Origin of the sequence: Candidatus Palauibacter soopunensis (genome assembly GCF_947581735.1) — a bacterium.
GTDB classification, from domain to species: domain Bacteria; phylum Gemmatimonadota; class Gemmatimonadetes; order Palauibacterales; family Palauibacteraceae; genus Palauibacter; species Palauibacter soopunensis.
Window position 1 is genome coordinate 124,867 of record NZ_CANPVT010000027.1, and the last position, 24,204, is coordinate 149,070.

General features: G+C 69.6%; 23 protein-coding genes and 1 pseudogene. 17 read left to right on the plus strand and 7 right to left on the minus strand.

Features of this window, described 5'->3' with window-relative positions:
• Positions 1 to 147 precede the first annotated feature (147 nt).
• The gene (locus RN901_RS08785) at positions 148 to 447 is read left to right on the plus strand and encodes a hypothetical protein (protein WP_310757895.1); all 300 of its coding nucleotides are present in this window, start codon (positions 148 to 150) and stop codon (positions 445 to 447) included.
• A 6-nt stretch (positions 448 to 453) separates the two neighbouring features.
• On the opposite strand, the gene RN901_RS08790 is transcribed toward RN901_RS08785, so the two are convergent.
• Positions 454 to 3,273, minus strand: a complete 2,820-nt coding sequence (locus tag RN901_RS08790; protein WP_310757896.1) for a 2-oxoglutarate dehydrogenase E1 component — start codon at positions 3,271 to 3,273, stop codon at positions 454 to 456.
• Positions 3,274 to 3,309: 36 nt separating this feature from the next.
• Complete coding sequence (locus RN901_RS08795) at positions 3,310 to 4,230, minus strand: MBL fold metallo-hydrolase (RefSeq protein WP_310757897.1); 921 nt, start codon at positions 4,228 to 4,230, stop codon at positions 3,310 to 3,312.
• A 174-nt stretch (positions 4,231 to 4,404) separates the two neighbouring features.
• Here RN901_RS08795 and RN901_RS08800 point away from each other — a divergent pair, with 174 nt between their 5' ends.
• Complete coding sequence (locus tag RN901_RS08800) at positions 4,405 to 5,094, plus strand: hypothetical protein (RefSeq protein ID WP_310757898.1); 690 nt, start codon at positions 4,405 to 4,407, stop codon at positions 5,092 to 5,094.
• A gap of 19 nt (positions 5,095 to 5,113) precedes the next feature.
• On the opposite strand, the gene RN901_RS08805 is transcribed toward RN901_RS08800, so the two are convergent.
• Positions 5,114 to 6,457, minus strand: a complete 1,344-nt coding sequence (locus RN901_RS08805; RefSeq protein ID WP_310757899.1) for an amidohydrolase family protein — start codon at positions 6,455 to 6,457, stop codon at positions 5,114 to 5,116.
• A gap of 1 nt (position 6,458) precedes the next feature.
• Positions 6,459 to 7,547, minus strand: a complete 1,089-nt coding sequence (locus RN901_RS08810) for a mechanosensitive ion channel family protein (protein ID WP_310757900.1) — start codon at positions 7,545 to 7,547, stop codon at positions 6,459 to 6,461.
• A 297-nt stretch (positions 7,548 to 7,844) separates the two neighbouring features.
• Between RN901_RS08810 and RN901_RS08815 the strand changes: the two genes are divergently transcribed.
• From RN901_RS08815 to RN901_RS08835, 5 genes are all read left to right on the plus strand, one after another.
• Positions 7,845 to 8,258, plus strand: coding sequence for a DUF411 domain-containing protein (locus RN901_RS08815; protein ID WP_345782371.1), 414 nt, complete (start codon positions 7,845 to 7,847; stop codon positions 8,256 to 8,258).
• A gap of 185 nt (positions 8,259 to 8,443) precedes the next feature.
• Complete coding sequence (locus tag RN901_RS08820; RefSeq protein ID WP_310757902.1) at positions 8,444 to 8,650, plus strand: hypothetical protein; 207 nt, start codon at positions 8,444 to 8,446, stop codon at positions 8,648 to 8,650.
• Positions 8,647 to 9,558 (plus strand): cation diffusion facilitator family transporter, encoded by a 912-nt coding sequence (locus RN901_RS08825; RefSeq protein WP_310757903.1) that lies wholly within the window; start codon positions 8,647 to 8,649, stop codon positions 9,556 to 9,558. Before RN901_RS08820 ends, RN901_RS08825 begins: the two co-directional genes overlap by 4 nt.
• Positions 9,559 to 9,574: 16 nt before the next feature.
• Positions 9,575 to 9,898, plus strand: a complete 324-nt coding sequence (locus RN901_RS08830; RefSeq protein ID WP_310757904.1) for a hypothetical protein — start codon at positions 9,575 to 9,577, stop codon at positions 9,896 to 9,898.
• A 110-nt stretch (positions 9,899 to 10,008) separates the two neighbouring features.
• Positions 10,009 to 10,608 (plus strand): hypothetical protein, encoded by a 600-nt coding sequence (locus RN901_RS08835; protein ID WP_310757905.1) that lies wholly within the window; start codon positions 10,009 to 10,011, stop codon positions 10,606 to 10,608.
• 19 nt (positions 10,609 to 10,627) lie between these two features.
• On the opposite strand, the gene RN901_RS08840 is transcribed toward RN901_RS08835, so the two are convergent.
• A complete protein-coding gene (locus RN901_RS08840) occupies positions 10,628 to 12,946 on the minus strand; it encodes a transglycosylase domain-containing protein (protein WP_310757906.1) in 2,319 nt (772 codons plus the stop codon).
• Between the two features lie 39 nt (positions 12,947 to 12,985).
• Complete coding sequence (locus RN901_RS08845; RefSeq protein WP_310757907.1) at positions 12,986 to 13,987, minus strand: threonine/serine dehydratase; 1,002 nt, start codon at positions 13,985 to 13,987, stop codon at positions 12,986 to 12,988.
• Between the two features lie 212 nt (positions 13,988 to 14,199).
• Between RN901_RS08845 and hisG the strand changes: the two genes are divergently transcribed.
• The 6 genes and pseudogenes from hisG (at position 14,200) to hisD (ending at position 20,856) form a co-directional block, all read left to right on the plus strand.
• Positions 14,200 to 15,066: an ATP phosphoribosyltransferase gene (gene hisG / locus RN901_RS08850; RefSeq protein ID WP_310757908.1), complete on the plus strand. Its 867-nt coding sequence runs from the start codon at positions 14,200 to 14,202 to the stop codon at positions 15,064 to 15,066.
• Positions 15,063 to 16,076, plus strand: a complete 1,014-nt coding sequence (locus RN901_RS08855) for a histidinol-phosphate transaminase (protein WP_310757909.1) — start codon at positions 15,063 to 15,065, stop codon at positions 16,074 to 16,076. The genes hisG and RN901_RS08855 overlap by 4 nt, the downstream gene beginning before the upstream one ends.
• A gap of 10 nt (positions 16,077 to 16,086) precedes the next feature.
• Positions 16,087 to 16,701: pseudogene (gene hisB, locus RN901_RS08860) on the plus strand (imidazoleglycerol-phosphate dehydratase HisB); the annotation flags it as partial.
• 71 nt (positions 16,702 to 16,772) lie between these two features.
• Entirely contained in the window at positions 16,773 to 17,456 is a 684-nt protein-coding gene (hisH, locus tag RN901_RS08865) for an imidazole glycerol phosphate synthase subunit HisH (protein WP_310757911.1), read from the plus strand.
• A complete protein-coding gene (gene hisF, locus RN901_RS08870; protein ID WP_310757912.1) occupies positions 17,450 to 18,217 on the plus strand; it encodes an imidazole glycerol phosphate synthase subunit HisF in 768 nt (255 codons plus the stop codon). The genes hisH and hisF overlap by 7 nt, the downstream gene beginning before the upstream one ends.
• The gene (hisD, locus tag RN901_RS08875; protein ID WP_310757913.1) at positions 18,214 to 20,856 is read left to right on the plus strand and encodes a histidinol dehydrogenase; all 2,643 of its coding nucleotides are present in this window, start codon (positions 18,214 to 18,216) and stop codon (positions 20,854 to 20,856) included. Before hisF ends, hisD begins: the two co-directional genes overlap by 4 nt.
• On the opposite strand, the gene RN901_RS08880 is transcribed toward hisD, so the two are convergent.
• Entirely contained in the window at positions 20,807 to 21,256 is a 450-nt protein-coding gene (locus RN901_RS08880) for a hypothetical protein (RefSeq protein ID WP_310757914.1), read from the minus strand. The two genes, hisD and RN901_RS08880, sit on opposite strands and share 50 nt — an antisense overlap.
• 138 nt (positions 21,257 to 21,394) lie before the next feature.
• On the opposite strand from RN901_RS08880, the gene RN901_RS08885 reads away from it, so the two are divergent.
• The 4 genes from RN901_RS08885 to RN901_RS08900 are packed head-to-tail and all read left to right on the plus strand — an operon-like array spanning position 21,395 to position 24,174.
• A complete protein-coding gene (locus tag RN901_RS08885) occupies positions 21,395 to 21,970 on the plus strand; it encodes a sigma-70 family RNA polymerase sigma factor (RefSeq protein WP_310757915.1) in 576 nt (191 codons plus the stop codon).
• A complete protein-coding gene (locus RN901_RS08890) occupies positions 21,963 to 22,433 on the plus strand; it encodes a hypothetical protein (protein WP_310757916.1) in 471 nt (156 codons plus the stop codon). The genes RN901_RS08885 and RN901_RS08890 overlap by 8 nt, the downstream gene beginning before the upstream one ends.
• Positions 22,430 to 22,750 carry a heavy metal-binding domain-containing protein gene (locus RN901_RS08895; RefSeq protein WP_310757917.1) on the plus strand — a complete coding sequence of 107 codons (321 nt, stop codon included), beginning with the start codon at positions 22,430 to 22,432 and terminating at the stop codon, positions 22,748 to 22,750. Before RN901_RS08890 ends, RN901_RS08895 begins: the two co-directional genes overlap by 4 nt.
• A gap of 2 nt (positions 22,751 to 22,752) precedes the next feature.
• Complete coding sequence (locus RN901_RS08900; RefSeq protein WP_310757918.1) at positions 22,753 to 24,174, plus strand: alpha/beta fold hydrolase; 1,422 nt, start codon at positions 22,753 to 22,755, stop codon at positions 24,172 to 24,174.
• The last annotated feature ends 30 nt before the right edge of the window (positions 24,175 to 24,204 follow it).

The window sequence follows — 24,204 nt, forward strand, 5'->3', positions numbered from 1 at the left end:
GCCACCGATTTCGGCCCGACGGACGAAGGGGTGCCCCGGGCGGCCTCCGGCCTCTATTTTCAAATGCTGGCAGTATGAGGTGACGGTGCGAACCATGCCGGTCGGGCGTTGCGTCGCACCGCGAAGTTCTTGACCGAGGCGGTTTGGATGGAGCTTTCCGACAACTACGAGCAGATGCTGCAGCGCACGACCGCGACGGTCGAGAAATACCGCGAGGGGGCCGAGGAGCTGAGGGTGAAGCTCCGCGAGGCCCGCGCTGGCCGAAAAGTTCAGATCATGGCCATGATCGACCGGCTGGAGCGCAAGTACGACGGGGCGAAGACGCGCCTCGAGGAGCTTTCCGACTCCGAGGAAGATGGCCGCAGCCAGGCGCTCGGCGTCCTCCACCAGAAGGTGGTCTCCGAACTCTCGGACATGAAGCGGACGATCCAGACCCGCATCCGCTGACCTTCCCTACTGTTCCGGAAGCCGAAGCGCCGTTCTGAGGAGGCGCCGCTGGCGTCGTACGTGCTTGCCGAAATAGCCCTCCGCCGGACTCGCGCGCTCCGGGCGGCCGATGTAGACGGGCTCGCGGCCGAGGAGTTGGCGCAGGTGCGGACGCATGAACGTCCAGGCACCCATGTTTTCCGGTTCTTCCTGTACCCAGCAGATCTCCGCCTCGCGGGGATACGGGGTCAGGGCGGCGGCCAGTTCCTCGGCCGGGAAGGGGTACGGCTGTTCCACGCGCAGGATCGGGATGTCGTGCGCGGGGGGAGCCTCCGCCAGCAGGTCGAAGTAGACCTTCCCGCTGCACACGAGGACCCGGTTCACGTTTGACGGATCCGCCCGGAAGTCGGGGTCCGGGAGCACGGGGCGGAAGGCGCCGCCGGTGAGGTCGCCGATCGTCGAGCGGGCGCGCGGGTGGCGCAGCAGGCTCTTCGGCGTCATCACGATCAGGGGACGGCAGGTCGCGCGCAGCGCCTGCCAGCGCAGCGCGTGGAAGTACTGCGCGGGCGTCGTGCAGTTCACGACGCGGATGTTGCCTTCGGCCGCGAGTTGCAGGAAACGCTCCAGCCGGGCGCTCGAGTGTTCCGGGCCCTGGCCTTCGTAGCCGTGCGGAAGGAGCAGGACGAGCCGCGACTCCAGCCCCCACTTCGTGCGGCCCGACACGATGAACTGGTCGATGATCGCCTGCCCGACGTTGGCGAAGTCGCCGAACTGCGCTTCCCACATGACGAGCGCGTTGGCCGCGATCGTGGAGAAGCCGTACTCGAAGCCTAGCGTGGCGATCTCGGAGAGGGGGCTGTTCGCGATGCGGAACGCCGCCTGTCCTTTTTCGAGGTGGGCCATGGGCGTGTAGGGGCGCCCGTCCTCGGCGTCGTGCAGCACGAGGTGCCGGTGGCTGAACGTGCCGCGCTCGGTATCCTCGCCGGTGAGGCGCACCGGGACGCCCTCCGTGAGCAGGCCCGCCAGCGCGAGAGACTCGCCGTGCCCCCAGTCGATTCCCTCGTCCAGCGCCGCGCGACGCCGTTCCAGTTGTCGGCCGAGCTTGTGGAAGGGCTTGAAATCGTCCGGCCAGCGGTGGATCGCCTCGTTGAGGGTCCGCAGCCGCGCCTCCGGAATGCCGGTTGGCCGCGCCGGTTCCGCCGGATCCAGCAGCCGCTTCGGGTCCGGCGCCGTCCCCGTCTGTTCGTCCGCTTCCTTGTGCGCGGCGATCGCTCCTCTCGCCGCCTCGAGTTCCGCATCCACGTCCGCGACGATGGCGTCGGCCTCTTCGCGGGAGAGGAGCCCCCGCTCGACGACGGCTTCGGCGAACTGCGCGCGGACCCGCGGGTGCGAGGCGATCCGCTCGTACATCATGGGCTGGGTGTACGAGGGTTCATCCCCCTCGTTGTGCCCGTAGCGCCGGTAGCCCACGAGGTCGATGACCAGGTCCTCCCCGAACTCGAACCGGTAGTCGACGGCGAGCCGCACCGCGGCCATGCACGCCTCGGGGTCGTCCGCGTTCACGTGCACGACGGGGAGCCGGAAGCCGAGCGCCAAGTCGCTGGCGTACCGGGTCGAGCGGCTGTCGCCGGGCAGGGTGGTGAAGCCGAGCTGATTGTTCGTGATGATGTGAAGCGTGCCGCCCGTCTCGTAGGCCCGCAGCCGGCACAGGTTCAGCGTTTCCGCCACCACGCCCTGCCCCGCGAAGGAGGCGTCGCCGTGGATGAGGATGGGGAGGATGGCGGATGAGTCGGAGGCTTCGCCGCTGAAGCGCGCGGCCCGGGCCATGCCGAGGACGACGGGGTTCACGTGCTCGAGGTGGCTCGGGTTCGGGGCGAGCCGCACGTCCAGTTCGACCTCGTCCTCCGCGACCTGGGATCTGCCGCCCACGTGGTATTTAACGTCCCCGGATCCGTGCTCCGGAAGCGCGGTCATGATGCCGCGCGCAGCCTGTTCCTCGAATTCGGCCACGATCGACTCGTAGGAAAGTCCCATGACATGGGCCAGCACGTTCAGGCGCCCGCGGTGCGCCATCCCCACAAACACCTGCCGCGCCCCGCGCCGCCCCGCGCTCCCGATGATCCCCCGCATCATGGGCACGAGCATGTCGAGTCCCTCGACGGAGAACCGCTTCTTCCCGAGGTAGGTGCGGTGCAGGAACGTCTCGAGCCCCTCCACGCGGGTCAGCCACTCGAGGCACGCCGTCGCCCGCTCGCGGCTCATGAGAAGCCGGTGGCGATGCGACTCGATGTAGTCCACGAGCCAGTCGCGCTGGGTCGGGTTCTCCATCTGGTCGAGTTCGTAGCCGATCGGGCCGCAGTAGATCTCCTCGAGGCGGTCCACGACCTCGGCGGCGTTGTCGCCCAGGTGCTTGAGCCAGACGGCGGAGGCGGGCACGCGCGCGAGTTCGTCGCGGCGGATGCCGTGGTATTCCGGTTCCAGGAGCGGGTGCCTCGGAGGCTCGGAGCCGAGCGGGTCGATGCGGGCCCCCAGGTGACCGTACGCGCGGTGGGCCTCGACGAGCGCCCCGGCGATGGCGGCGAGCCGCAGATCCTCCGTCGCCACGACCTCCGCCTCGGCGGGCGTCGGGGCGGGCGCGGGAAGAGCGGGGGGAGGAGGAGGAGGAACGACGACCGGCGGCGGCGCTTCGATGACCGCCCCTGCCGATGGATCCCAGCCCGCCAGCGGGGGCGGGATCACGCCCCGGTCGCGCAGCGCCCGTTCGACCAGCCCCTCGGCGTACCCCGCGTTGTAGCCGTCCGCGACCCAGCCGCCGTCGTCGGCGGAGCGGCTTCCGTCGTCGCTCACCTGGTCGTCACCCTTCCCGGTGGTGTCCGTGGCCGTTTAGTGGTGTCCGTGGCCGTGGCCGTGTTCGACATCCTCGCCGCCCGCCGCCCCGGAAAGGCTGCGGTGCACGGTGTCGAGCCAGCGTTCCGTCGAGATGAACCCGGCGCCCCAGTCGGCCCACTCCTCGGCGACGCCCTCGCCCTGGACCTCCTCGCTGCTCATCCCGGCGTCGATTTTCCCGCGGACCATCGCGATCGTCTCGGTGATCATGCGGTGGTACGTCCGCAGGTCGTCCACGGAGGAGAGCGGGCCGTGCCCGGGGATGATGTGGATGTCGGCGGGCACGTTGGCCAGCACGTCCGAGATCCCGTTCGCGAGCCCTTCCACGCTCCCGCCGTTGTCGATGTCGACGAAGGGGAAGCGGCCGGCGAAGAAATCGTCGCCCATGTGGAGGACGTTGGAGCCGGTGAAGTAGATGAGCGCGTCCCCGTCGGTGTGTCCGTGCGGGATGTGGAATGCCCGGATCTCCTCGCCGTTGAAGTGGATGGAGACGGCGTCGTCGAACGTCACGACGGGCAGGGCCACGTCGGGCGATCCGCCCGCGGCCAGCCGCGTGCGCACGTTGGTGTGCGCCACGATCGTGGAGGCCTCCCCGAACTCGACGTTGCCGCCCGTGTGGTCGCCGTGAAAATGCGTGTTGATGAGGAACTGCGGCTCCGCGGCCTCCTCCGATTGTCCCACTTCCCGAAGTGCGTCGCGGATCTTGTCCGCCAGCGGCGCGAACTGGTCGTCAACCATCACGACGCCGTCGGAACCCGACGACACGCCGATGTTGCCGCCGCTCCCCACCAGCATCCAGACGGTGCCGGCGACGTGCGTCGCCTCGATCTGGACGGCCGAGAAGTCACGCTGCGCGAGGACGGGGGTCGAGAACAGGACCGTGAGAAGGGTCGCGAGGAACAACGATCGAACTTTCATGGAAAGAAACTCCTGAATACGGGCGCCGTGCGGCGCCGAACGCGTACAGCCGGGCGAGTACCGCCGGGCGCCCGAAGATGGGGCAGGGCCCGGGCCAATGCCACCTTTGGCCGCATCCGGCCGAAGCGCGGGGACTCTTGACCGCCCGACGATTCCTGAAGCACACTGCGCAAAATGCGCAGCTATATCGTCTTTCTTCTTCTCTTTTCGATCAAGGTCGCGGCGAAGGCGCTCTGCCGGGTCCGGCTGGAGTGGCTCCGCGAAGCCGACGATCCCTGGTCCGATCTGCGCGTGCTCGCCCTGCTCAACCACACGAGTCTCTTCGAACCGGTCTTCCTCGCCGTGGTGCCGAGCCGCGTGCTCTGGCACCTCGCGACGCACGGTGTCGTGCCGCTCGCGGACAAGACGGCGGCCCGACCGATACTGGGCCGGCTCTTCCTGCTCATCGCGAAACACGTGGTGCCGGTGACGCGCGAGAAGGATGACACGTGGGAGGAAGTGCTCCGGCAGGTCCAGGATCCGGAGGCCATGCTCATCATCCTCCCGGAAGGGCGGATGATGCGTCGCACCGGGCTGGATCTTCAGGGGAATCCGATGACCATCCGCGGGGGAATCGCGGACATTCTCCGGGCGATGCCGGACGGCCGGCTGTTCATCGGCTACAGCGGCGGACTCCACCACATTCAGGCCCCCGGGGAGCGCTTCCCGCGACCCTTTCGGAGCGCGTGGCTGGGCGCCGAAGTCGTGGATATCGAGGAATACGGCCGAGAACTGGGCGGTTCGGAGTGCGCGGAAACCTTCAAGGCGGCCGTGATCGAGGACCTGACGCGCCGGCGCGACGCCTACTGTTACCGCAGCCGATAGCGGCGGACGGGCGTCCGCGTCAGTTGAAGCGGACCCGCCTCCAGTTCCCCTCCCGGTCGAACCTCCAGGCCTCCCCGTCGATCACGACGAACGAGATGCGGCGCGCGTTCCGGATGTCCGCGACGGGGTTCGCCTCCAGGACGAGGAAGTCGGCGCGCTTCCCGATCTCGATCGTCCCCCGCTCGTGCAGTTGGCCGAGCGCGGTGGCGCCGTTCCTCGTGGCCATGCCGAGGACTTCGAGAGGGGGGATGCCGGCTTCCGCGAGCAACTGCATCTCGCGGTGGAAACCCTCTCCCCACGGAGTCGTCCGCGGAGCATCGGATCCCACGAGCAGGCGGACCCCGTGGCCGTGGAAGGTCCGGACCAGCGCCTCCGCCTTGGGCCACACCGCCTGAAGCGCGGCCCGCTCGTCGGCGGACGGCGGCGTGCAGGTGGCGGCTTCGGCCAAACAGTCGAGGGGGGCGTACGCGCTGGCGAGCAGCGGCAGGAGGGCCGAGTCGTTCGAGAGGAGTGCGGTAACGGCACGGTCGACATCGGGTCCGTGCGGCTCCAGCCGCTCCAGCCAGGCGGTCCGGATCGGGACCTGCCCCGCCTCCGCAAGCGCGTCGAAGGGGCCGCGCTCGCTCTCGGGAAGCAACTCGGCGTCGCCGGAAACCAGCGGGCTCGCGACGGCGGACCCGGCACGGAGGGCCAGCAGCCAGCCACCATCGCGACGGTCGGCCCACAGCGGCACCTCGGCCCGGCGCGCGGCCCGCGCGACCCCGACGAGCCACGGCGGAGGCACGCTCGAGGCGAGCGAGACGAAGCCGGCTCCATCCGCGGCCTGCCGCGCCACCTCGGCGATGGCGGCGGCTTCCGATTCCAGCGCCGCACCGCGCACCGCCTCCCCGGCCTCGAGGACGGGACCGCCAACGTAGACGGCGGGAACGGGATCTTCGCCGAAGCCCCCACGGCCCCGCTCCTCGAAGGCGGCCAGCGATGTGGCCCCGTCGCGCACCCCCGTGATCCCGGCGGCCAGCAGCGCCCGCAATTCTTCCGTGGTCTGCGGCGAGGCGTGCGCATCGATGAAGCCGGGGATGAGGTAGGAGCCCGAGAGGTCCACGACGACGGTTCCCTCCGGGGCAGCCACGGAACCCTGGGTGCCGATGTCCCGGATGCGGCCGCCCCACACGAGGACCGACGAAGAAGGCCTGGGCGGCCCTCCGCGGCCGTCGATCACCGTCACATTCGTGAACAGCTCCGACTGCGGCGTGATGAACGCGTCCTGGCCCGCGCCGACCAATCCGTCGGGGAGAACCGCCCCCGCCAGGATCGCGGAAACCGCGAGGAGCGGCCGGCGTCCCGGCGTCCCGGCGTGTCGCAATTCAGGCCCCGCCAACCTGTGACCCATCCGCGGACCGGATGAAGAGTTCCCGCTTCGGGTAGGGGATCTCCACGCCGGCCCCCTCGAAGGCGGGGAGCGCCCTTTCGCTGATGTCGTCCGCGATGCGCCGCCTCGCCCTCGCCTCCAGTATCCAGACGCGCAATTCGAGGTTGACCTCGGACGGGCCGAAGCTCCGGGCGATGACGACCGGCGCCGGGTCGTCCTTGACCCCATCGACGCCCAGGGCGATGTCCACCAGCAGCGACTTCGCCCGCTCGATGTCCGATTCGTACGCGACCGAGAACGGGATTCGAAGCCGGATGTCCTGGCCGGACATCGTGTAGTTGACGATGTCGCGCAGCATGAGCTGACTGTTCGGGACGACGACGACGAGATTGTCGGGATTCCGGATCTTCGTGGCCCGGAGCCCGATCTCGATCACGTCGCCCCAGGACCCCGTCTCGTTGGGTGCGGTCCAGAGTTCGATCCGGTCCCCGACCTGGAAGGGGCGGTCGACGATGAGGAGCACTCCCGCGATCACGTTGGAGAGCGTGTCCTTGGCGGCAAGCGAAAGGGCGAGTCCCATGACGCCGGCCCCGGCGAGGAGAGGGGCGATGTTGATGCCCAGTTCGGCGAGCGCGAGGACGATGCCGAGGGCGATGACCGCGAAGCGAATCGCCTTGTTGATCATCGGCAGCGCCGTCTTGTCGAGCGGCGTCGACGTGCGCGCAACGACCTCGGTTTCGAGCGCGGTCAGGAGATCTCCGATGAAGCGGCTCAGCGGGAAGAAGAGGACGCCGATCCAGATCGCATAGACCCACTGGGCCGCCATGGGCAGTGCCCAGATGTCCAGCAGGCGCCAGACCGCCCAGGCCCCGCTCGACAGCAGCAGCGCCTGGCGGAGCAGCCGCACGGCCAGATCGTCGAGCTGCGTCGCGGTCCGGGTCACCCAGTGTTTCTGCGCGCGGCCCAGCACCATCAGCGCCACCAGGTAGACGAGGCCGGCGACCGCGATCACGATCAGGCTGGGGAGCCAGCGCGGAGCCATGAAGGCGACCACTTCGCTCCACAGTTGTAACAGTCTCTCCATCACGCTTCGCCTCTCTCAAGCGTTGTCCGCCGCCCGAGCGGCGCCCGCATCCCCGCGCATGATCGCCGCATGATACCGCCCGGAATCGTATCGTAACGGTACCGTGGCAGCCTCCTCGCGGATAACTTGGGGGATAGAGCGGCAGGAATCGAACCGGGAGTGACGATGTTGAACGGAAAGTTCGGAAAGATGGGCGTTGGAGCGGCCTCGCTCGGCCTGACGCTGCTCGTCGGCGGATGTGCGCCGGAAGCGGCGGGGGAGAGCGGACGGACGGCGGCCGCGGCCGCGGCTCCGTCGATGGCCATGGTCGACGCGAGGTTGGCCGCGACCATCGCGGAAACGCCGACGATCAAGGTCTACAAGTCGCCCACCTGCGGGTGCTGCGCCCTCTGGGTGGACCACATGCGGGAGGCCGGGTTCGAACTCGATGTCGAGGACACCGACGACATGATCGGCGTGAAGGTGGACGCGGGCCTGCCGCTCCAGCTGCAGTCGTGCCACACGGCGCTCGTGGACGGCTACGTGTTCGAGGGCCACATCCCCGCGGAGGTCATCGCCCGGTTCCTCGCCGAGAAGCCCTCCGCGAGCGGGCTCGCGGTACCCGGGATGCCGGTGGGCTCCCCGGGCATGGAGTTCGGGGACCGCGTCGATCCCTACGACGTGATCCGGTTCGACGCCGCGGGCAACACGTCGGTGTACGAGAGCCGTTGACTTCCGTGATCCGATGGTCCCTTGACTACCGATCTCGAATCCTACTTGTTCGGGGGGACAGGGCTATCGGCGCGCGCAGAGGGGACGGTAGCTTTTTCGCTGCGGAAGCCAGGCAAACCAACCATCCCGGATGGCGGTGGTTCTCATGAACTCCAGCGGTGGTCGCGACGGTCACGGACACGATCATGACCATGGGCACGATCACGACCATGCTCACGGGCACGGCCATGACCATGGGCACGACCACGACCATGGGCATGACCACGATCACGGGCACGACCACGACCATGGGCACGACCACGGCCACGGACACCACCACCACGGCCATGATCACGACCACCATCACCACCACCACGGGATTTTCGGCGCCCACGATCATTCGGACGAGTTGAGGAACGCCAGCAAGCGCGACCTCACCGTCGCCCTGCTGATCATTGCCAGCTTCATGTTCGTCGAGGTGGTCGGGGGCGTTCTGTCCGGAAGCCTGGCCCTCATCGCCGACGCGGGGCACATGCTCACCGACGCGGCCTCCATCGGCCTCGCGCTGTTCGCCGTGAACTTCGCGACGCGCGCCGCCTCGGTGGAGCGCACCTTCGGCTACCACCGGGTGGAAATCCTCGCCGCGCTCATCAACGCACTCACGCTGTGGCTGATCTCCGCCTGGGTCATCTTCGAGGCGTACCACCGCTTCCAGGAGATCCCGGAGGTCGAGGGCGGCCTGATGCTGATCGTGGGGACCCTCGGGCTCCTCGCCAACCTCGCCGCGGCCTGGGTGCTGCACCGGTCGGCAAAGCACAGCGTGAACGTGGAAGGGGCCCTGGCCCACGTGATCGCCGACATTCTCGGGTCGGTCGCGGTCATCGTGTCCGGGGTGCTCGTGTGGGCTTTCGGCTGGTACATCTCCGACCCGATCCTCAGCGTCCTCATCGGGATTCTGATCCTGCTCAGCACGTGGCGCCTGCTGGCCAAGGTCGTGCACGTGCTGCTCGAGGGGACGCCGGAACACGTCGACGTGTACAAGCTCTGCCACCAGATCGAGGATCTCGAGGGAGTCACGGTGATTCACGACGTCCATGTGTGGACGCTCGCGCCGGGCTACGACGCGCTCACGGCGCATGTCCTGGTGGATCCCGAGCACGAAGGCGATACGGCGAAGCTTCTCGACAGGATCCGGGAGATCGCCTACGACGATTTCAACCTGCAGCACGTCACGGTCCAGGTGGAGGCCAGTGCCACGCAGTGCAACGAAGACCACCACGTCGATCACCTGGTCGCCACCGCGCGGCCTCATTCTCACTAGTCAAGGAGAAAAACTCATGGGCGAGCATGACCACAGCTGCGAGAGTCACGACAGCAGCCATACGCACGGTGACGATTGCGGCCACGAGACCGTAGAGCACGACGGGCATACGGACTACGTCGTCGACGGCCACCTGCACCACGTGCACGGGGACCACTGCGACGACCACGGTCCGGCCGAAGGTCACGGCCACGACTGCGATGGCCATGACAGCGGCCACACGCACGGCGACGACTGCGGCCACGAGGCGGTGCAGCACGACGGCCACACGGACTATGTGGTTGGCGGCCACTTGCATCACGCGCACGCCGGGCACTGCGACGATCACGGTCCGGCGTAACGGTTCGCCAGCTTCCCTCGGGAGCGGCCGCCGCCCCGGGTCGGCGGCTGCTCCTCCCGATCCCCTCCGCCGCGAACCTCCGGCGCGGGGCGCCACCTGACAGGTTCTGAATGACCCCGTTCATCCTTGCGCTGTTGGCGCCAGTTGCCGGAGTCCTCCTTTACATCTGGTTGCACAACCGGCCTCACACCATGCGGATGATCGATACGATCGTCTTCGTGGCGCTGCCGGTGCTCGTCGCCTGGCAGATTTTTCCGCACGTCTGGCTGGAACGTCAGATCACGCCCCTCCTCGCCGTCATCGCGGGCGGTGGCGTCCTCTATCTCATCGAGAAGATCTCCCATAGAGTGGCGCAGCACACCGACAACCTCACGATTCTGCTTGGCGTGGCGTCGATGGTGCTGCACGCCCTGCTGGAAGGCGGCGCGCTGATGCCGGCGACGGCGAGTGCTCCCTTCGCGTTCGCCGTTATCCTGCATCGGGTCGCCGTCGGGCTACTGATCTGGTGGCTGCTCGAGCCGCGGCACGGAGTCGTCGTGGCCATCGTGGGAGTCGGAGCGATCCTCGTGGCGACGATGATCGGGTTCGCGGCCGGCACGGGGATACTCCCGGATGAGCACGCGGCGCTTGAACTCTACCAGGCGTTCGTCGCGGGGTCGCTGCTTCACGTCGTGTTCCACCAGGGGCGCCACGACCACGTTCACGACTAGCAGGCCAGTTCCGTCCGGTTCACGGCCTCGGCGACGTGCGCCACGGCCTTCCCCGGGGCCACCCGCGGATCGGGTATCCGCAGGAAACCTCGGGCGCCGTGCCGGCGAGGAAGAGTTCGGGCTGGCCGCGACATCCCCACCCGGCGCGCAGGCCGGTCCCGGGTTCGACCTCGACCCATTCCACGCCGTCGGGAAACCGGAAGTTGCTTCCGCCCCTGGGTCCGAGGACCCGGATGAGGAAATCCGTGAAGATCGGCTGGGCGGCACGCGACCCGGACAACCCCAGACGCGTCCCATCGTCGAAACCGACCCAGACACCCACGGCCAGCTCCGGCGTGTAGCCGACGAACCAGGCATCGCGCGAGCCGTTCGTGGTCCCGGACTTCGCGGCGATGGGTCCCCTGTACCCGGCCGCGCGCACCCCGCTTCCCGTGCCGCGCTCCACCACCCCGCGCAGGGCCGATGTCACGAGGTACGCCTCCGCCGGGCTGATGACGGCCTCACGGCGAAGCTCGGCCGGTCGGATGGCCTCGCCCTCTCGACCCAGCACGGCGCGCGCGGCGCGCGGAGGCGCCCGTCTCCCCTCCGCCGCCAGCACCGCGTAGGCCGCCGTCAACTCGAGGAGCGTCACCTCCGAGGCGCCGAGCGCGAGACTCGGATATGGGGCCAGCGGACTCTCGACACCCAGCCGTTGCGCGGTCTCCACGATCCGTTCGGGACCGACGGCAAGTCCCAGACGGGCGAACGGCACGTTGCGCGACCCCTCGAGCGCGTCGCGCAGCCTGACGGGCCCGAGAAACTCGCGATCCGCGTTGGAGGGCCGCCACACGCCGGCGGGCGTGTCGAGCGCCAGCGGCTCATCCCGTAGTGTGGAAGCCAGGGTGAACGGGGCGTCCGCCCGCGGATCCAGCGCGGCCAGCGCCACGATCGGCTTGAATGCGCTCCCCGGCTGACGCAGCGCGTCCGCGGCGCGGTTGAACTGCGACGTGGCGTATGAGCGCCCGCCAACCATCGCCAGGATGTCACCGCTCTGCGGGTCGAGGGCCACGAGCGCCGCCTGGAGAGGCCCCGTCTGCTCCGTGAGACGGGGACGGATGCGCTCGAGCGTTCGGATTCCATCCGACACGGCCAGCTCCGCCGCCCGCTGTATGTCCGGCTCCAGAGACGACACGACGGTCAGGCCCGCACCATCCAGACTCAGCGGCCGTGCTCCGGACCCCAGCTCTCGCCGCAGGAAGTCCATATACCAGCGGGCATCGGCGCGCCGCTCCGGCGGAGAGCTGAGGGTCAGACTCATTTCGAGCTCGGCATTCAGCCGGTCCGCGTCGATGTGTCCGAGTGCATGCATCTGCCGCAGGACCATGTCCCGCCGGGCCCGGGCGCGCTCCGGGTGCCGGTGCGGCGCATACATGCTGGGACCCCGAATGATTCCCACGAGCATGGCGGACTGCCCCAGCGTCAACTGGGAGACGTCGCGGTCGAAGAAGAACGGCGCCGCTCGGCCGAAGCCGTGGATCGCCACGCCTCGATCCTGCCCGAGGTAGATGTGGTTCACATACGCTTCGAGGAGGCGCCGCTTGGAGAACCGCCTCTCCAGAGCCACGGCGATGGCCGCCTCGCGGCCCTTTCGGAGCAGCGTGCGATCGGTCGAGAGGAAGAGCGTGCGCGCAAGTTGCTGGGTGATGGTGCTGCCGCCCTCGGCGATCCGCCCCTGGCGCAGGTTCGAGAGCACGGCGCCGGCGATGCGGCGGGGATCCAGCGCGCCGTGTTCGTAGAAGCGGCGATCCTCCACGGTCAGGAGGGCGTCGATGAGATGGCCGGGCACGTCTTCGAGTCTTACCGGGATGCGGTCCCGGCCGTGCTCGCCCGGCACGGTTCCGATGACCTCGGGATCCACGATGAGCGTCGCGAGGTCCTGCCCGTCCGCATCCCGAATCGACGTCACGCGACCCGCGCCGGAAAAGCCGCGGAACCGGACGCGCACGGTACCGCCGGGATCCATGTAACCGCCCAGGCGCAGCGGCCGCCTGCCGAGCCTCAGTTCCCCGCCGCGCCAGGCGAACTCTCCCTGGTCGGGCGTGCGCTTCGAAACGGACCGATAACCGACTCGCGTCAGATGGCTCGCCACCTGCCGGGGCTCCACGCGGTCGCCGGGACGCAGCACCAGCGGCCGGGCGACGACACGGGTCGGGGAGACCGAATCGATCGCTTCGAAGTCGCGCGCGACCTTCGCCTCGAAACCGAGATACCCGAGCCAGCCCGCGGCGAGGACGCCGGCCAGGATTCCCAGCCGCCGCCAGATTCTTCTCTTGCCTTTCCTGCTTCTCTTGCCTTTCACATCGACTAGGACGCTCCGGGTCGGAAAAAGGTTCCCGGGTCAGCCCGCAGCTCGGATGTGCGTACCGAAAGTGTCCAGGTCGATGTTCGAGCCCGAGAGGACGAGGCCCACGCGGCGGCCTTCCAGCCGCTCCCGGAGGGGACCGCACGTGGCGGCGAGCGGAGCGGCGGACGCGGGTTCGGCCACCAGCTTCGCGTCGAGGAACAGCGCCTTCAGGGCGGCGCGGATCGCGTCGTCGTCGACGAGCACGACGTCATCCACGTAACGCTGCACGAGTCCGAAGGTGTACGGAGCCGCGTGGGGGGCGCCGAGGCTGTCCGCGATCGTGTCGATGCGATCGAGCGCGACCGGCTCGCCCGCATCGAGGCTGCGTCGCATGGAGTCGGCACCGACGGGCTCCACGCCGTAGACGCTGCACACGGGCGCCAGCTGCTTCACGATGCTCGCCGTGCCGGAGATGAGACCTCCGCCCCCGATGGGGACGACCAGCGCATCGAGGTCGGGAAGTTGTTCCGCGACCTCGAGACCGACGGTCGAAGTGCCGAAGACGGTCGCCTCCCCCTCGAACGGATGGATCTCGAGCCGACCCTCTTGCCGGGCGATTTCCTCCATGCGTGCAAATCCGCTCGCCCCGTCGTCCGCGAACTCGATTTCCGCCCCGAAGTTCCGGCAGCGCGCGACGCGTGCCGGGTTCGCGGATGACAGCATGACGACCTTGGCGGTCGTGTCGGCGGCCCGGGCGGCGTAGGCCACGGAAACGGCATGGTTCCCGGCGCTCACGGCCGTGACCCCTCGCTGCAGCGTCTCCGCGTCAGCGCAGAGGACGTTGTTCAAGGCACCCCGGACCTTGTAGGAGCCCGTGCGCTGGAAGAGTTCCAGCTTGAGAAAAAGCTCGATTCCCGCGGGCAGCGAAGCGATGCCGCGATCCGGGATCCAGCGTCTGACCGGCGTGCGTTCGATCCACGGCGCGACGCGCGCTCGTGTCTTGCGGCTCTGCGCCGGCGTCGGGGGCCGGCGGCCGGGGGTCGGGGATTCGGTCATGCTTGACAAGCTAACGGCGCGATGCGATCCTCCGCGCCCATGACGAACACCCATCCGTTTTTCGGCCACTATTATTACCACCGCCCACGCGGAGGCCGGTGATCGTCTAGCTGTATCCTGAACAAAGGTTGCGAACGATCGATGCCGGCCCGGGGTGGCCGGCTTTTTTTGTCGCTGCCTCCCCGCCGGTGTCGGCCTCCAGAGTCCACGACATGAATCACAAAACGACAAGACTCGCCCTGCCCAAGGGGCGGATGCAGTCCGGTGTACTCGAGCTGCTGACCGCCGCCGGCGTGCGGGTGGATCTCGGGGAGCGCCGCTACCGCCCGGTCATCTCGGTCCCCGGCTTCGGCGCCAAGTTGCTCAAACCGCAGAACGTCGTGGAGATGCTGCATGCGGGATCTCGCGACCTGGGATTCGCGGGGGCCGACTGGGTGGCGGAACTGAACGGATCGCTGGTCGAACTCCTGGACACGGGGCTCGACCCGGTGCGCGTCGTCGCAGCCGCCCCGACCCGGGTCGCCCGGGCGGGACTGCACGCCGCTGGCCGCCGCCTCACCGTGGCGTCCGAATACGCGCGGCTCTCTTCGCGCTGGATCGGAGATCGGGGACTCGACGCGACGCTCGTGCGGTCGTACGGCGCGACGGAAGTGTTTCCGCCGGAGGACGCCGACGTGATCGTCGACAACACCGCGACGGGTGCGACGCTCGAGGCCAACGGGCTCGAGATCGTCGACGAACTGATGACCTCATCGACCCGCCTCTACGCGAATCCGCGCGCGCTCGAGGATCCGCGGCACCGCGAGCGCATCGACGACCTGGTCGTGGTGCTGCAGTCGGTCGTGGAAGCCCGGCAGCGGGTCATGCTCGAAGTCAACGTGGCCGCGGCGCGTCTGGATGACCTGGTGGCGGTGCTTCCCTGCATGCGCAAGCCGACCGTGTCGCGTCTGCACGGCGAGGAGGGCTATGCCATTCGGGTCGCCGTGCCGCGCGAGGCCCTTCCGGGCCTGATCCCCAGCGTGAAGGCGCGGGGCGGCACCGATCTCGTCGTGACGACGCCGGGACAGATCGTCGCATGAGCGGGATGACGGTGGCTGCGCCCCCGGGCGAACGGCTTCGCCTCGATCACAACGAGCGCCTGTTTCCGGCGCCGGAACTCGTCCGTCTCCTCCCGGAAGTGCCGGCGAGCGCGCTGACGCGTTATCCGGATGCCTCGCGGTTGGAGCAGCGGCTGGCTGAAGCCTCGAGGGTCGGGAAAGACCGGGTCCTCGTCACCGCGGGGGCGGACGACGCGATCGACCGCGTCTGCCGTCGCTATCTCGCGGGGGGCCGCGAACTGATCACGGTGGCTCCGACGTTCGAGATGGTGCCGACGTTCGCGGCGCTCGCTGGCGGGCGGGTGCGGTCGATACCCACGCTGAACGACCCCGCGCCTCTCGGACCCATCCTCGACCGGCTCGGGGAACGGACGGGCCTGGTCGCCGTGATCTCGCCGCACAACCCCACGGGAACGGTGGCCCCGGTCGAGCGGATCCTGGCCATCGCCGACAGCCTTCCGGCGAACGCCGCTCTGCTCGCGGATCTCGCCTACGTCGAGTTCGCCGACCGCGATCCGACGCGGGAGCTGCTGCAGCGCGACAACATCCTGGTCGTGCGGACGCTGTCCAAGGCCTGGGGCCTCGCCGGGCTTCGCGTGGGTTTCGTGCTGGGCCCGCCCGCGGTCATCGAGGGCCTTCGGGCCGGCGGTGCTCCCTTCCCTCTTTCGGCCCCCTCCATCTGGCTGGCGGAGCGGGCGCTGGCGCTGGGAGACCGGGTCACCGCGACGTACGTCGCCGCCGTGTGCCACGAGCGTGAGAGGCTCGTCTCCGCACTGCTCGCCTCAGCGGCGGAGCCCTTCGCGTCGCAGGCGAACTTCGTACTCGCAACCACGGATCGGGCGGCCGCGCTACACCGCCGCTTTCGGCAGCAGGCCATCGCCATTCGACGCTTTCCGAACTTCCCGGACCTTGTCCGGATCACGCTTCCGGGGGACGAAGCGACATTCCGCCGCGTCCTCCGCGTGCTCGACACTCTTGGACACATCTCGTGAGGAGATTCCGATGAACGCGAACTCCGGAGAGGGTCGCCCGGCCGCCGGGCGAGTGGGAGAACGGTCGCGGCGGACACTCGAGACCCGGATCGAAGCCCGGCTGGACCTGGACAGCCGGGGACGCAGCCGCGTCGATAGCGGACTGGCGTTTCTCGACCACATGATCGGCGCCGCGGCCTTTCACGGCGGCATGACGCTGGATCTGCGCGCGCAGGGCGACCTCGACATCGACGATCACCACACGGTGGAGGACTGCGGACTCGTATTCGGTTCGGTCATCCGCGACGCGCTCGGGGACCGGGAGGGGATTCGCCGCTTCGGGTACGCCTACGCGCCTCTCGACGAGGCGCTTGCCCGGGCGGTCGTGGACCTCTCCGGGCGTCCCTTCGCCAAGGTGGACCTCGGCCTCCGGCGCGAGATGCTGGGGGCGGTCGCGACCGAGAACCTCACCCATTTCTTCACCTCGCTCGCGGCGGCGGGAGGCCTGACGCTCCACCTGGATGTCATCCGTGGAGACAACGACCACCATCGCGCGGAGGCCGCCTTCAAGGCGTTCGGTCTCGCCCTCGCCGAAGCGGTCGCGGAACGCGCCGCGGCCGGAGTCCCGAGTACGAAGGGTGTGCTCGGATCGGGAGAGTCGCCCGCGGCCGACGTGGAAGAGGACTCGGGGGCCGGGGCCCTCGAGACGGTGTCTCGATGAGCGCCGCGCGGATGGCAACGGGCCCGGACGATGTGGGAATCGTTCCGACGGGCGTGGCGAACCTCGAGGCGGTGGCGGCCGCTTTCCGGCGGCTGGGAAGAACCCCGCGGCTGCTGGACTCGGCCGCCGGCATCTCGAGTGCCGATTACGTCGTCCTCCCCGGCGTGGGGTCTTTCACCGACGGCATGGCGGAGCTTCGCCGGCGTGGATGGGCGGAAGCCGTCCGCCGGCGCGTGGAGGAGGGACGTCCGACGCTCGCCATCTGTCTCGGACTTCAACTCCTGTGCGAGGAGAGCGAGGAGGCTCCGGGCACCGCCGGGCTCGGGTGCGTACCAGGCCGGGTGGTCCGGTTGGCGGAGAGCTGCCGCGTCCCCCAGTTGGGTTGGAACCGTGTCGCGGCCCCGGCCGGAACCACCTTCCTGCGGTCATCCGTCGTCTACTTCGCCAACTCCTACGGGCTCGAGATGGGTCCCTCGGGCTGGACCGCCGCGATGGGGCGGCACGGAAGCCGCTTCGTGGCGGGGCTGGAGCGCGGCGGCGTCCTCGCCTGCCAGTTCCACCCGGAGCTGTCGGGAAAGGTCGGAGCGGGTCTCCTGAAGCGCTGGCTCGAAGAGTCGCCGGGCGCGGCGTCCGCCTTCGAACGGCGCGTGCTGCGGCCCTCGCTCGCCGCGGCATGCTGAACGTTCGGGTCGTTCCGTGCCTGGACGTAAGGGACGGCAGGGTCGTGAAGGGCGTCCGTTTCGACAACCTCGAAGACCAGGGCGACCCCGCCCGGCTCGCTCGACGCTACGAGCGCGAAGGGGCGGACGAACTCGTGATCCTCGATGTCTCGGCTACGGCGGAGGGAAGGGTGGCCCAGTTCGAGACGGTGGGCCGCGTTCGTGACGAGATCTCGATTCCGCTTACGGTCGGCGGCGGCGTGCGGACGGCGGAAGACGCGGGCGCGCTGCTGGAGGCGGGGGCGGACCGGGTCGCCGTGAACACGGCGGCGGTCGAGCGACCGGAACTCCTGTCGGAGATCGCGACGCGGTTCGGGGCCCAGTGCGCGGTCCTGGCCCTCGACGCCGGCGCGACGTCGGACGATGCGTGTCCAAGCGGCTTCGAGGTGCTGACGCACTCGGGAGGGCGGCGCACGGGCCTCGATGCCGCGGAGTGGGGTCGCCGCGCGGCGGCACTGGGCGCGGGCGAGATACTCCTCACGAGCTTCGACCGCGACGGGACGCGAAGCGGCTACGACCTGGCCCTGATCGGAGCGATCCGCGAAGCCGTGCCGGTGCCGATCGTGGCTTCCGGCGGGGGAGCCCATGCGGGTCACATGTGCGCGGCGGTCGAGGCCGGGGCGGACGCGGTGCTGGCGGCGTCGATCTTCCATCAGGGCGACTGGTCGATCGGCCGGCTCAAGGATCGACTGCAGCAACTCGGGGTCGCGGTACGTCGATGATCATCCCATCCATCGACCTCATGGGCGGCCGGGCCGTGCAGCTCCGGCAGGGCTTCACGCTCGAGATCGACGCCGGCGACCCGCGGCCGCTCGCCGAGAAGTTCGCCGTCGCGGGGGAAGTCGCGATCATCGATCTCGACGCGGCGCTCGGCCGCGGAGACAACGCCGCCCTCATCCGGGAACTGCTCCCGCTCGCACCGTGTCGGGTGGGTGGCGGCATCCGGTCCCCCGAGGCGGCGCTCGACTGGCTCGACGCGGGTGCGCGGCGGGTGATCCTGGGCACGGCCGCGAATGCCGAGGTCCTGGACGGGCTTCCCGCGGAACGCGTGATCGCGGCGCTCGACGCGCGCGATGGCGAGGTCGTCGTGGAGGGCTGGCAGCGCGGGACGGGTCGCGACGTCATCGGACGGATGGAGGAACTCGATGGTCTCGCGGACGGCTATCTGGTCACCTTCGTGGAGGTCGAAGGCACGCTGGGCGGGATCCCGCTGGACCGGGTATCCGCCCTCGTCGGGGCCGCTGGATCCGCGCGCGTTACGGTGGCGGGTGGCGTCCGCGAGGTATCGGAGATCGCGGCGCTGGACCGAATGGGCGCGGACGCGCAGGTGGGGATGGCGATCTACAGCGGGCGCATGGACCTGGCCGACGCCATCGCGGCTCCTCTGAAATCCGACCGGGCGGACGGATTGTGGGCGACGCTGGTCGAGGACACGGTCGGGCGGGCGCTCGGGCTCGCCTGGTCGAGCGCGGAGAGCCTGCGCGCCGCCGTCAGCGAACGACGCGGCGTCTACCAGAGCCGCTCACGGGGGCTGTGGTGGAAGGGCGAGACCTCCGGCGCCACACAGGAACTCGTCCGCGTGGCGGCGGACTGTGACCGGGACACGCTGCGCTTCACCGTGCGGCAGCGTGGGACCGGCTTCTGTCACACCGGCGCCCCGACCTGTTTCGACGCTGCGCCTTCCGGCACGTCGGCGGCCCCGTCATCGGTGGCGGGCATGGGACTGCATGACCTCGAGACCCGCCTTCGCGCGCGACTCGCCGACCCGGAACCCGGCTCGCTGACCGCGCGACTCGCCGGGGATCCCGAGCTGTTGCGTGGGAAGCTCGTCGAGGAAGCGCTAGAACTGGCGGAAGCCGGATCGAAGGCCGACGCGGTGGCGGAGTTCGCGGACCTTTGCTACTTCGCCCTCACGCGGCTCGTGAAGGCCGGCGGCTCGCTCGAAGATGTACGGCGTGAACTCGGGCGGCGGGCCCTCAGGGTGCGTCGACGAGTCCCGCGAGCGCCGGGAGGGCCGACGGGGCGGACGGCTTCGGCGCCCGCCGCGGCGGCGGGCGGGATCCTCCCGCCGATCGGCCTCGAGCAGGCCGTGCGGGCGGTGCGCTCGCCGGCACTCGATCCGGCGGCTCTCGAGGTCGCGCGCACGATCCTGGACGATGTCGAGCGGCGCGGAGAGCCGGCGCTCCGGGAGCACGCCGAGCGGCTCGGCGACCTCGATCCGGGCGACGACCTGCTGCTCGACCGGTCGGCGCTCGGGCGCGCGACCGAGGCACTCCACCCCGACGACCGCGAGCTGCTTCGCCGCGCGGCCGACCGCATCCGCGCGTTCGCGGAGGCCCAGCGGGCATCCGCGGCCGACCTCGACACGCGGGTCGCGGGCGGCCGCGGCGGCCATCGGCTCGTACCGGTCGCTGCGGCGGGCTGTTACGCGCCCGGGGGGCGCTTCCCCCTCCCGTCCTCGGTGCTCATGACCGCGATCCCCGCGAGGGTGGCGGGCGTGGGCGAAGTCTGGGCGGCATCGCCCCGCCCGACCGGGGCGGTCCAGGCCGCGGCATTCATCGCCGGCGCGGACGGCCTGCTCGCCATCGGCGGCGCGCAGGCGATCGGCGCGCTTGCCTTCGGGGCCGGAGGCGTCCCCCGCTGCGAGAAGATCGTGGGGCCGGGGAACCGGTTCGTCACCGCGGCCAAGCGTCTCCTCTACGGCCGGGTCGGCCTCGACACCATCGCCGGCCCATCCGAGCTGCTCGTCGTCGCCTCGCCGGATGCGGAGCCGGCGCGCGTCGCGGCCGACCTGCTCGCCCAGGCCGAGCACGACCCCGACGCCGTCCCGCTGCTGTGCGCCTTCGACGATGCGACCGTCGAGGCCGTCCGCGAAGAGGCCGAGCGGCAGCTGGCCACGCTGCGGACGGCCCCGATCGCGCGTCAGGCCCTCGCGGCCGGCGGCGCCCTCCTCGCGGCGGGCCCCGACGAGGCCGCCGCCATCTGCGACGCGGTGGCGCCGGAGCACCTGCACCTGCACGGCGAGCAGGCGGAGTCGCTTGCTCCTCGCCTCCACCGCTACGGATCGCTCTTCGTGGGGACGGCCACGCCCGAGGCGGCCGGCGACTACGGAGCCGGACCGAACCACACCCTTCCCACATCGGGCGCCGCGGCGTTCGACTCGGGACTCTCCGTGTTCTCGTTCCTGCGTCGACCGATGTGGCTGTCGCTTTCGCCCGAAGATGGCGCCTACGAGGACCTGCTGCGGGACACCGCGGCGCTCGCCAGACTGGAGGGACTGGAAGCGCACGCGCTGTCGGCCGAACTCCGGCTCACGGCGGCGGCCCGGAGAGATCGCGGTCGGAGGGTCCGGGCCTCGTGAGGTGGTCGAGGGCACGGTCCACGGCGTCCTTCGTCGAGGCCGTGATCCCGCCCCTCTCGTACTCCTGCACCGCCAGCCGCTCCAGACGGTCGACGAGGGCGTCGACGCCGGGTCGCGGGGCCGACGTCGAGGCACGGACGTGCTCCGTGGCGCCGAACAGGTTGATCCAGTACTCCGTCCGGCGCCCCCACTCCAGCAACCCGTAGAACTGCCAGCCCGCTCGGGGGCCGATTCCGAGCACGTCCAGGAGGGCGACGAAGAGCGAGATCGGCAGCAGCAGCGCGTCCCTCAGACCATCGAGGACCAGTTTCAGCTGAAAGACGGCCACGTCGCGGATGAGCGTCCAGCGCGAGGGAACGATTTCGGGGTGCAGGGTTGCTCCGGCCGGGAACTCGTTCATCCTGTCTCTCGATTCCTTGGTCCGCGAAATAAACATCGCGGCTTCGTGTAACCCTCGCGTAGCAGGCAGTCACCACGGTCTACACCGGTGCCCACGACATGGGAGCCATCATTGAACAGCTCGGAGGCAACCGACCGCATGCTCGTTCTTCGCGCGCAGCGTGGCGAGCGTGCGGCCTTCGGCGAACTCGTCACTCGATACATGCAGCGTGCCTACTATACCGCACTCGGCCTCGTCGGGAACCACGACGATGCGCTGGACCTCTCGCAGGAGGCCTTCGCCAGGGCGTTCCGCGCACGCGCCAGGATCGACCCCGAACGTCCCTTCTTTCCCTGGCTGTACCAGATCATCCGACGACTCTGTTTCAACCATACGCGGGACCAGCGATCACGCCGCCTGAAGCTCGAGGCGGCGGGCAGCTGGCTTACGGACACGACGATGGGGCGGCGCCCGCTCAGCCCGGATCAGGCGGTGATGCGTTCGGAACTGCGCGAACAGGTCGGCGCGGCGATCGAACGCCTGCCCGAGCGGGAACGGGAGACGCTCGTCCTGCGCGAGTTTGAGGAACTTCGCTACCGGGAGATCGCCGAGTTGCTGGGAATCCCCATCGGCACGGTGATGTCGCGGCTCTATCGGGCGCGGCGGTCGCTCGCGCGCGAGATGGAGACGACGGGAACGCACCCCGGCCAGGGGGGAGGTGCGGGCGATGAGTGAGAGAAACGCGAACCCGCCCGGGGACGAGCGGGTGCGCCATCTGATGATGGCCGAACTGGATCGGGAGATCTCGGGAGAGGGACGGCTCGAACTCGAGTCCGCGCTCGAGGAGAACCCCGGTCTTCGCGACGAACTGGCGACATACCAGCGCCTGAAGGAGGTCACCGACACCATGGCTCCGCTGAAGCCGCCGGAGGAAACCTGGGACAGCTACTGGGAACACGTCTATCGCCGGCTCGAACGCGGCATCGGCTGGGTCCTGGTCTCGCTGGGAACGATCATCGTGGGGACATGGGCGCTGTGGACCGCGGTCGGCGAACTGATTCGGGACACGACGATACCCGCGTACATTCGCTGGAGCCTGCTCGCGCTGATCGCCGGCTTCGTGATCCTGTTCGTCTCCGTCGTTCGCGAGCGCCTGTTCATGCAGAAGAAAGACCCCTACAAGGATGTCGTCCGATGATCCTCACCTCCCGAAACGACCTCGCCGGACACCGGATCGTAGAGGAATTCGGCCTCGTCCGCGGCAGCACGATCCGGGCGCGCCACCTGGGCCGCGACATTCTCGCCGCCCTGAAGACCATCGTGGGCGGCGAGATCCAGGAGTACACGAAGATGATGGCCGAGGCGCGGGAACAGGCGGTCGATCGGATGGAGGCGGAGGCGGAGGCAGCCGGCGCGAACGCGATCCTCTGTATCCGCTTCTCCACCTCCTATGTCCTGGGAGGGACCGCCGAGATCGTCGTCTACGGCTCCGCCGTCAAGGTCGAGGAGGTCTGACCGTGGTCCTGAGAATGCTTGTCGCGGCCGGGTGCGTACTCCCCTCTCCGGCGCTGGCACAGGAGCCGGATACGGGCCCCGAGGGGAGTGCCGGCGGCGTCGAGGGCCGGTGGGCGGGATCCGTGGTGCTCGCTACGGGTGAGTTGCCTTTCTCCGTCACCTTCGAGCGGGCCGACGGGGTGCTGTCCGCCTCGATGGACATCCCCGCGCAGGGCGCGATGGGTCTTCCCCTCACCGCCGTGTCCTACGCGGACGGCCGTGTGCATTTCGAACTCGAGGCTCCCATCGGGATCGCCGCGTGGGATGGCGCTCTCAACGGCGACACGATCGAGGGCGAGTTCACGCAGGGGGTCGTGACCGCCACGTTCTCCGTGTCGCGCGCCGAGCTTCCGGAAGCGGAGGCGGACGAGCCGGTACCGTACCGGGCGGAAGAGGTCTCGTTCGAGAACGGCGACGTCCACCTGGAGGGGACGCTGACGGTGCCGGAGGGGACGGGACCGTTTCCGGGCGTCGTCCTCATTACGGGGTCGGGACCCCAGGACCGGGACGAGGTCGTGGCCGGGTTCGCCGTCTTCCGCCTCCTCTCCGATCACCTCACGCGGCAGGGCATCGCCGTCCTCCGCTACGACGACCGCGGCGTCGGCGGCTCGACGGGAAGCGTCTCTTCCTCCACCACTGCCGACTTCGCGGGCGACGCGCTGGCGGGGCTCGCCCGACTCTCGGAGCACCCGGACGTCGATTCCGCGCGTGTCGGCCTTGTGGGACACAGCGAGGGAGCCATCGTGGCGCCCCTCGCGGCCTCCCGTTCGGACGCCGTCCGCTTCGCCGTGCTGCTGGCCGGTTCGACCGTGCCCGGCACCGAGATCCTGTACGAACAGTCCGCGGCCATTCAGCGCGCGAGCGGCGTGCCCGAGGATCGCATCGAGTGGAACACCGACTTCCAGCGCCGTCTGTTCGCGGCCCTGGAGGCGGGGGAAGACCTGGAGGCGTATCGCGAGGAGCTTGGCGCCGCGATCCGCGAGGGCGTCGAGGCCCTCCCCGAAGAGCAGCGCGCGGCGATCTCAGACGTGGCCTCCTACGTACAAACCCAGATCGACGGGCAGATCAACCGCGTCGAAACCCCCTGGTTCCGGCATTTTCTCACGTACGATCCGGTCGAGGGCCTCCGGGGCACGCGGGTGCCGGTGCTCGCGCTCTTCGGCGGCCTCGACCTGCAAGTGCTCGTCGATCAGAACCGCCCGCCGCTGGAAGAGGCGCTGGCCGGCAACCCGGACGTGACGGTCGAGGTTCTCCCGCGCGCCAATCATCTCTTCCAGGCCGCCACCAGCGGATCCCCGGCCGAATATGCGACGCTCGAGCACGACTTCGTCGACGGCTTCCTCGACACGATCTCCGACTGGATCCTCGCCCGCTTCGGCAGCTAGCCCGCCCCGGAACGGCTTCCTTCGCGGCCG

Coding starts and splice junctions, on each gene's coding strand:
- hisG (WP_310757908.1), top strand. CDS start 14,200: ATGAATCACAAAACGACAAGACTCGCCCTGCCCAAGGGGCGGATGCAG.
- RN901_RS08880 (WP_310757914.1), bottom strand. CDS start 21,256: ATGAACGAGTTCCCGGCCGGAGCAACCCTGCACCCCGAAATCGTTCCC.
- RN901_RS08885 (WP_310757915.1), top strand. CDS start 21,395: ATGCTCGTTCTTCGCGCGCAGCGTGGCGAGCGTGCGGCCTTCGGCGAA.
- hisF (WP_310757912.1), top strand. CDS start 17,450: ATGCTGAACGTTCGGGTCGTTCCGTGCCTGGACGTAAGGGACGGCAGG.
- RN901_RS08815 (WP_345782371.1), top strand. CDS start 7,845: ATGGCCATGGTCGACGCGAGGTTGGCCGCGACCATCGCGGAAACGCCG.
- RN901_RS08895 (WP_310757917.1), top strand. CDS start 22,430: ATGATCCTCACCTCCCGAAACGACCTCGCCGGACACCGGATCGTAGAG.
- RN901_RS08785 (WP_310757895.1), top strand. CDS start 148: ATGGAGCTTTCCGACAACTACGAGCAGATGCTGCAGCGCACGACCGCG.
- hisH (WP_310757911.1), top strand. CDS start 16,773: ATGAGCGCCGCGCGGATGGCAACGGGCCCGGACGATGTGGGAATCGTT.
- RN901_RS08855 (WP_310757909.1), top strand. CDS start 15,063: ATGAGCGGGATGACGGTGGCTGCGCCCCCGGGCGAACGGCTTCGCCTC.
- RN901_RS08820 (WP_310757902.1), top strand. CDS start 8,444: ATGACCATGGGCACGATCACGACCATGCTCACGGGCACGGCCATGACC.
- RN901_RS08795 (WP_310757897.1), bottom strand. CDS start 4,230: ATGAAAGTTCGATCGTTGTTCCTCGCGACCCTTCTCACGGTCCTGTTC.
- RN901_RS08800 (WP_310757898.1), top strand. CDS start 4,405: ATGCGCAGCTATATCGTCTTTCTTCTTCTCTTTTCGATCAAGGTCGCG.
- RN901_RS08810 (WP_310757900.1), bottom strand. CDS start 7,547: ATGGAGAGACTGTTACAACTGTGGAGCGAAGTGGTCGCCTTCATGGCT.
- RN901_RS08845 (WP_310757907.1), bottom strand. CDS start 13,987: ATGACCGAATCCCCGACCCCCGGCCGCCGGCCCCCGACGCCGGCGCAG.
- hisD (WP_310757913.1), top strand. CDS start 18,214: ATGATCATCCCATCCATCGACCTCATGGGCGGCCGGGCCGTGCAGCTC.
- RN901_RS08890 (WP_310757916.1), top strand. CDS start 21,963: ATGAGTGAGAGAAACGCGAACCCGCCCGGGGACGAGCGGGTGCGCCAT.
- RN901_RS08830 (WP_310757904.1), top strand. CDS start 9,575: ATGGGCGAGCATGACCACAGCTGCGAGAGTCACGACAGCAGCCATACG.
- RN901_RS08835 (WP_310757905.1), top strand. CDS start 10,009: ATGACCCCGTTCATCCTTGCGCTGTTGGCGCCAGTTGCCGGAGTCCTC.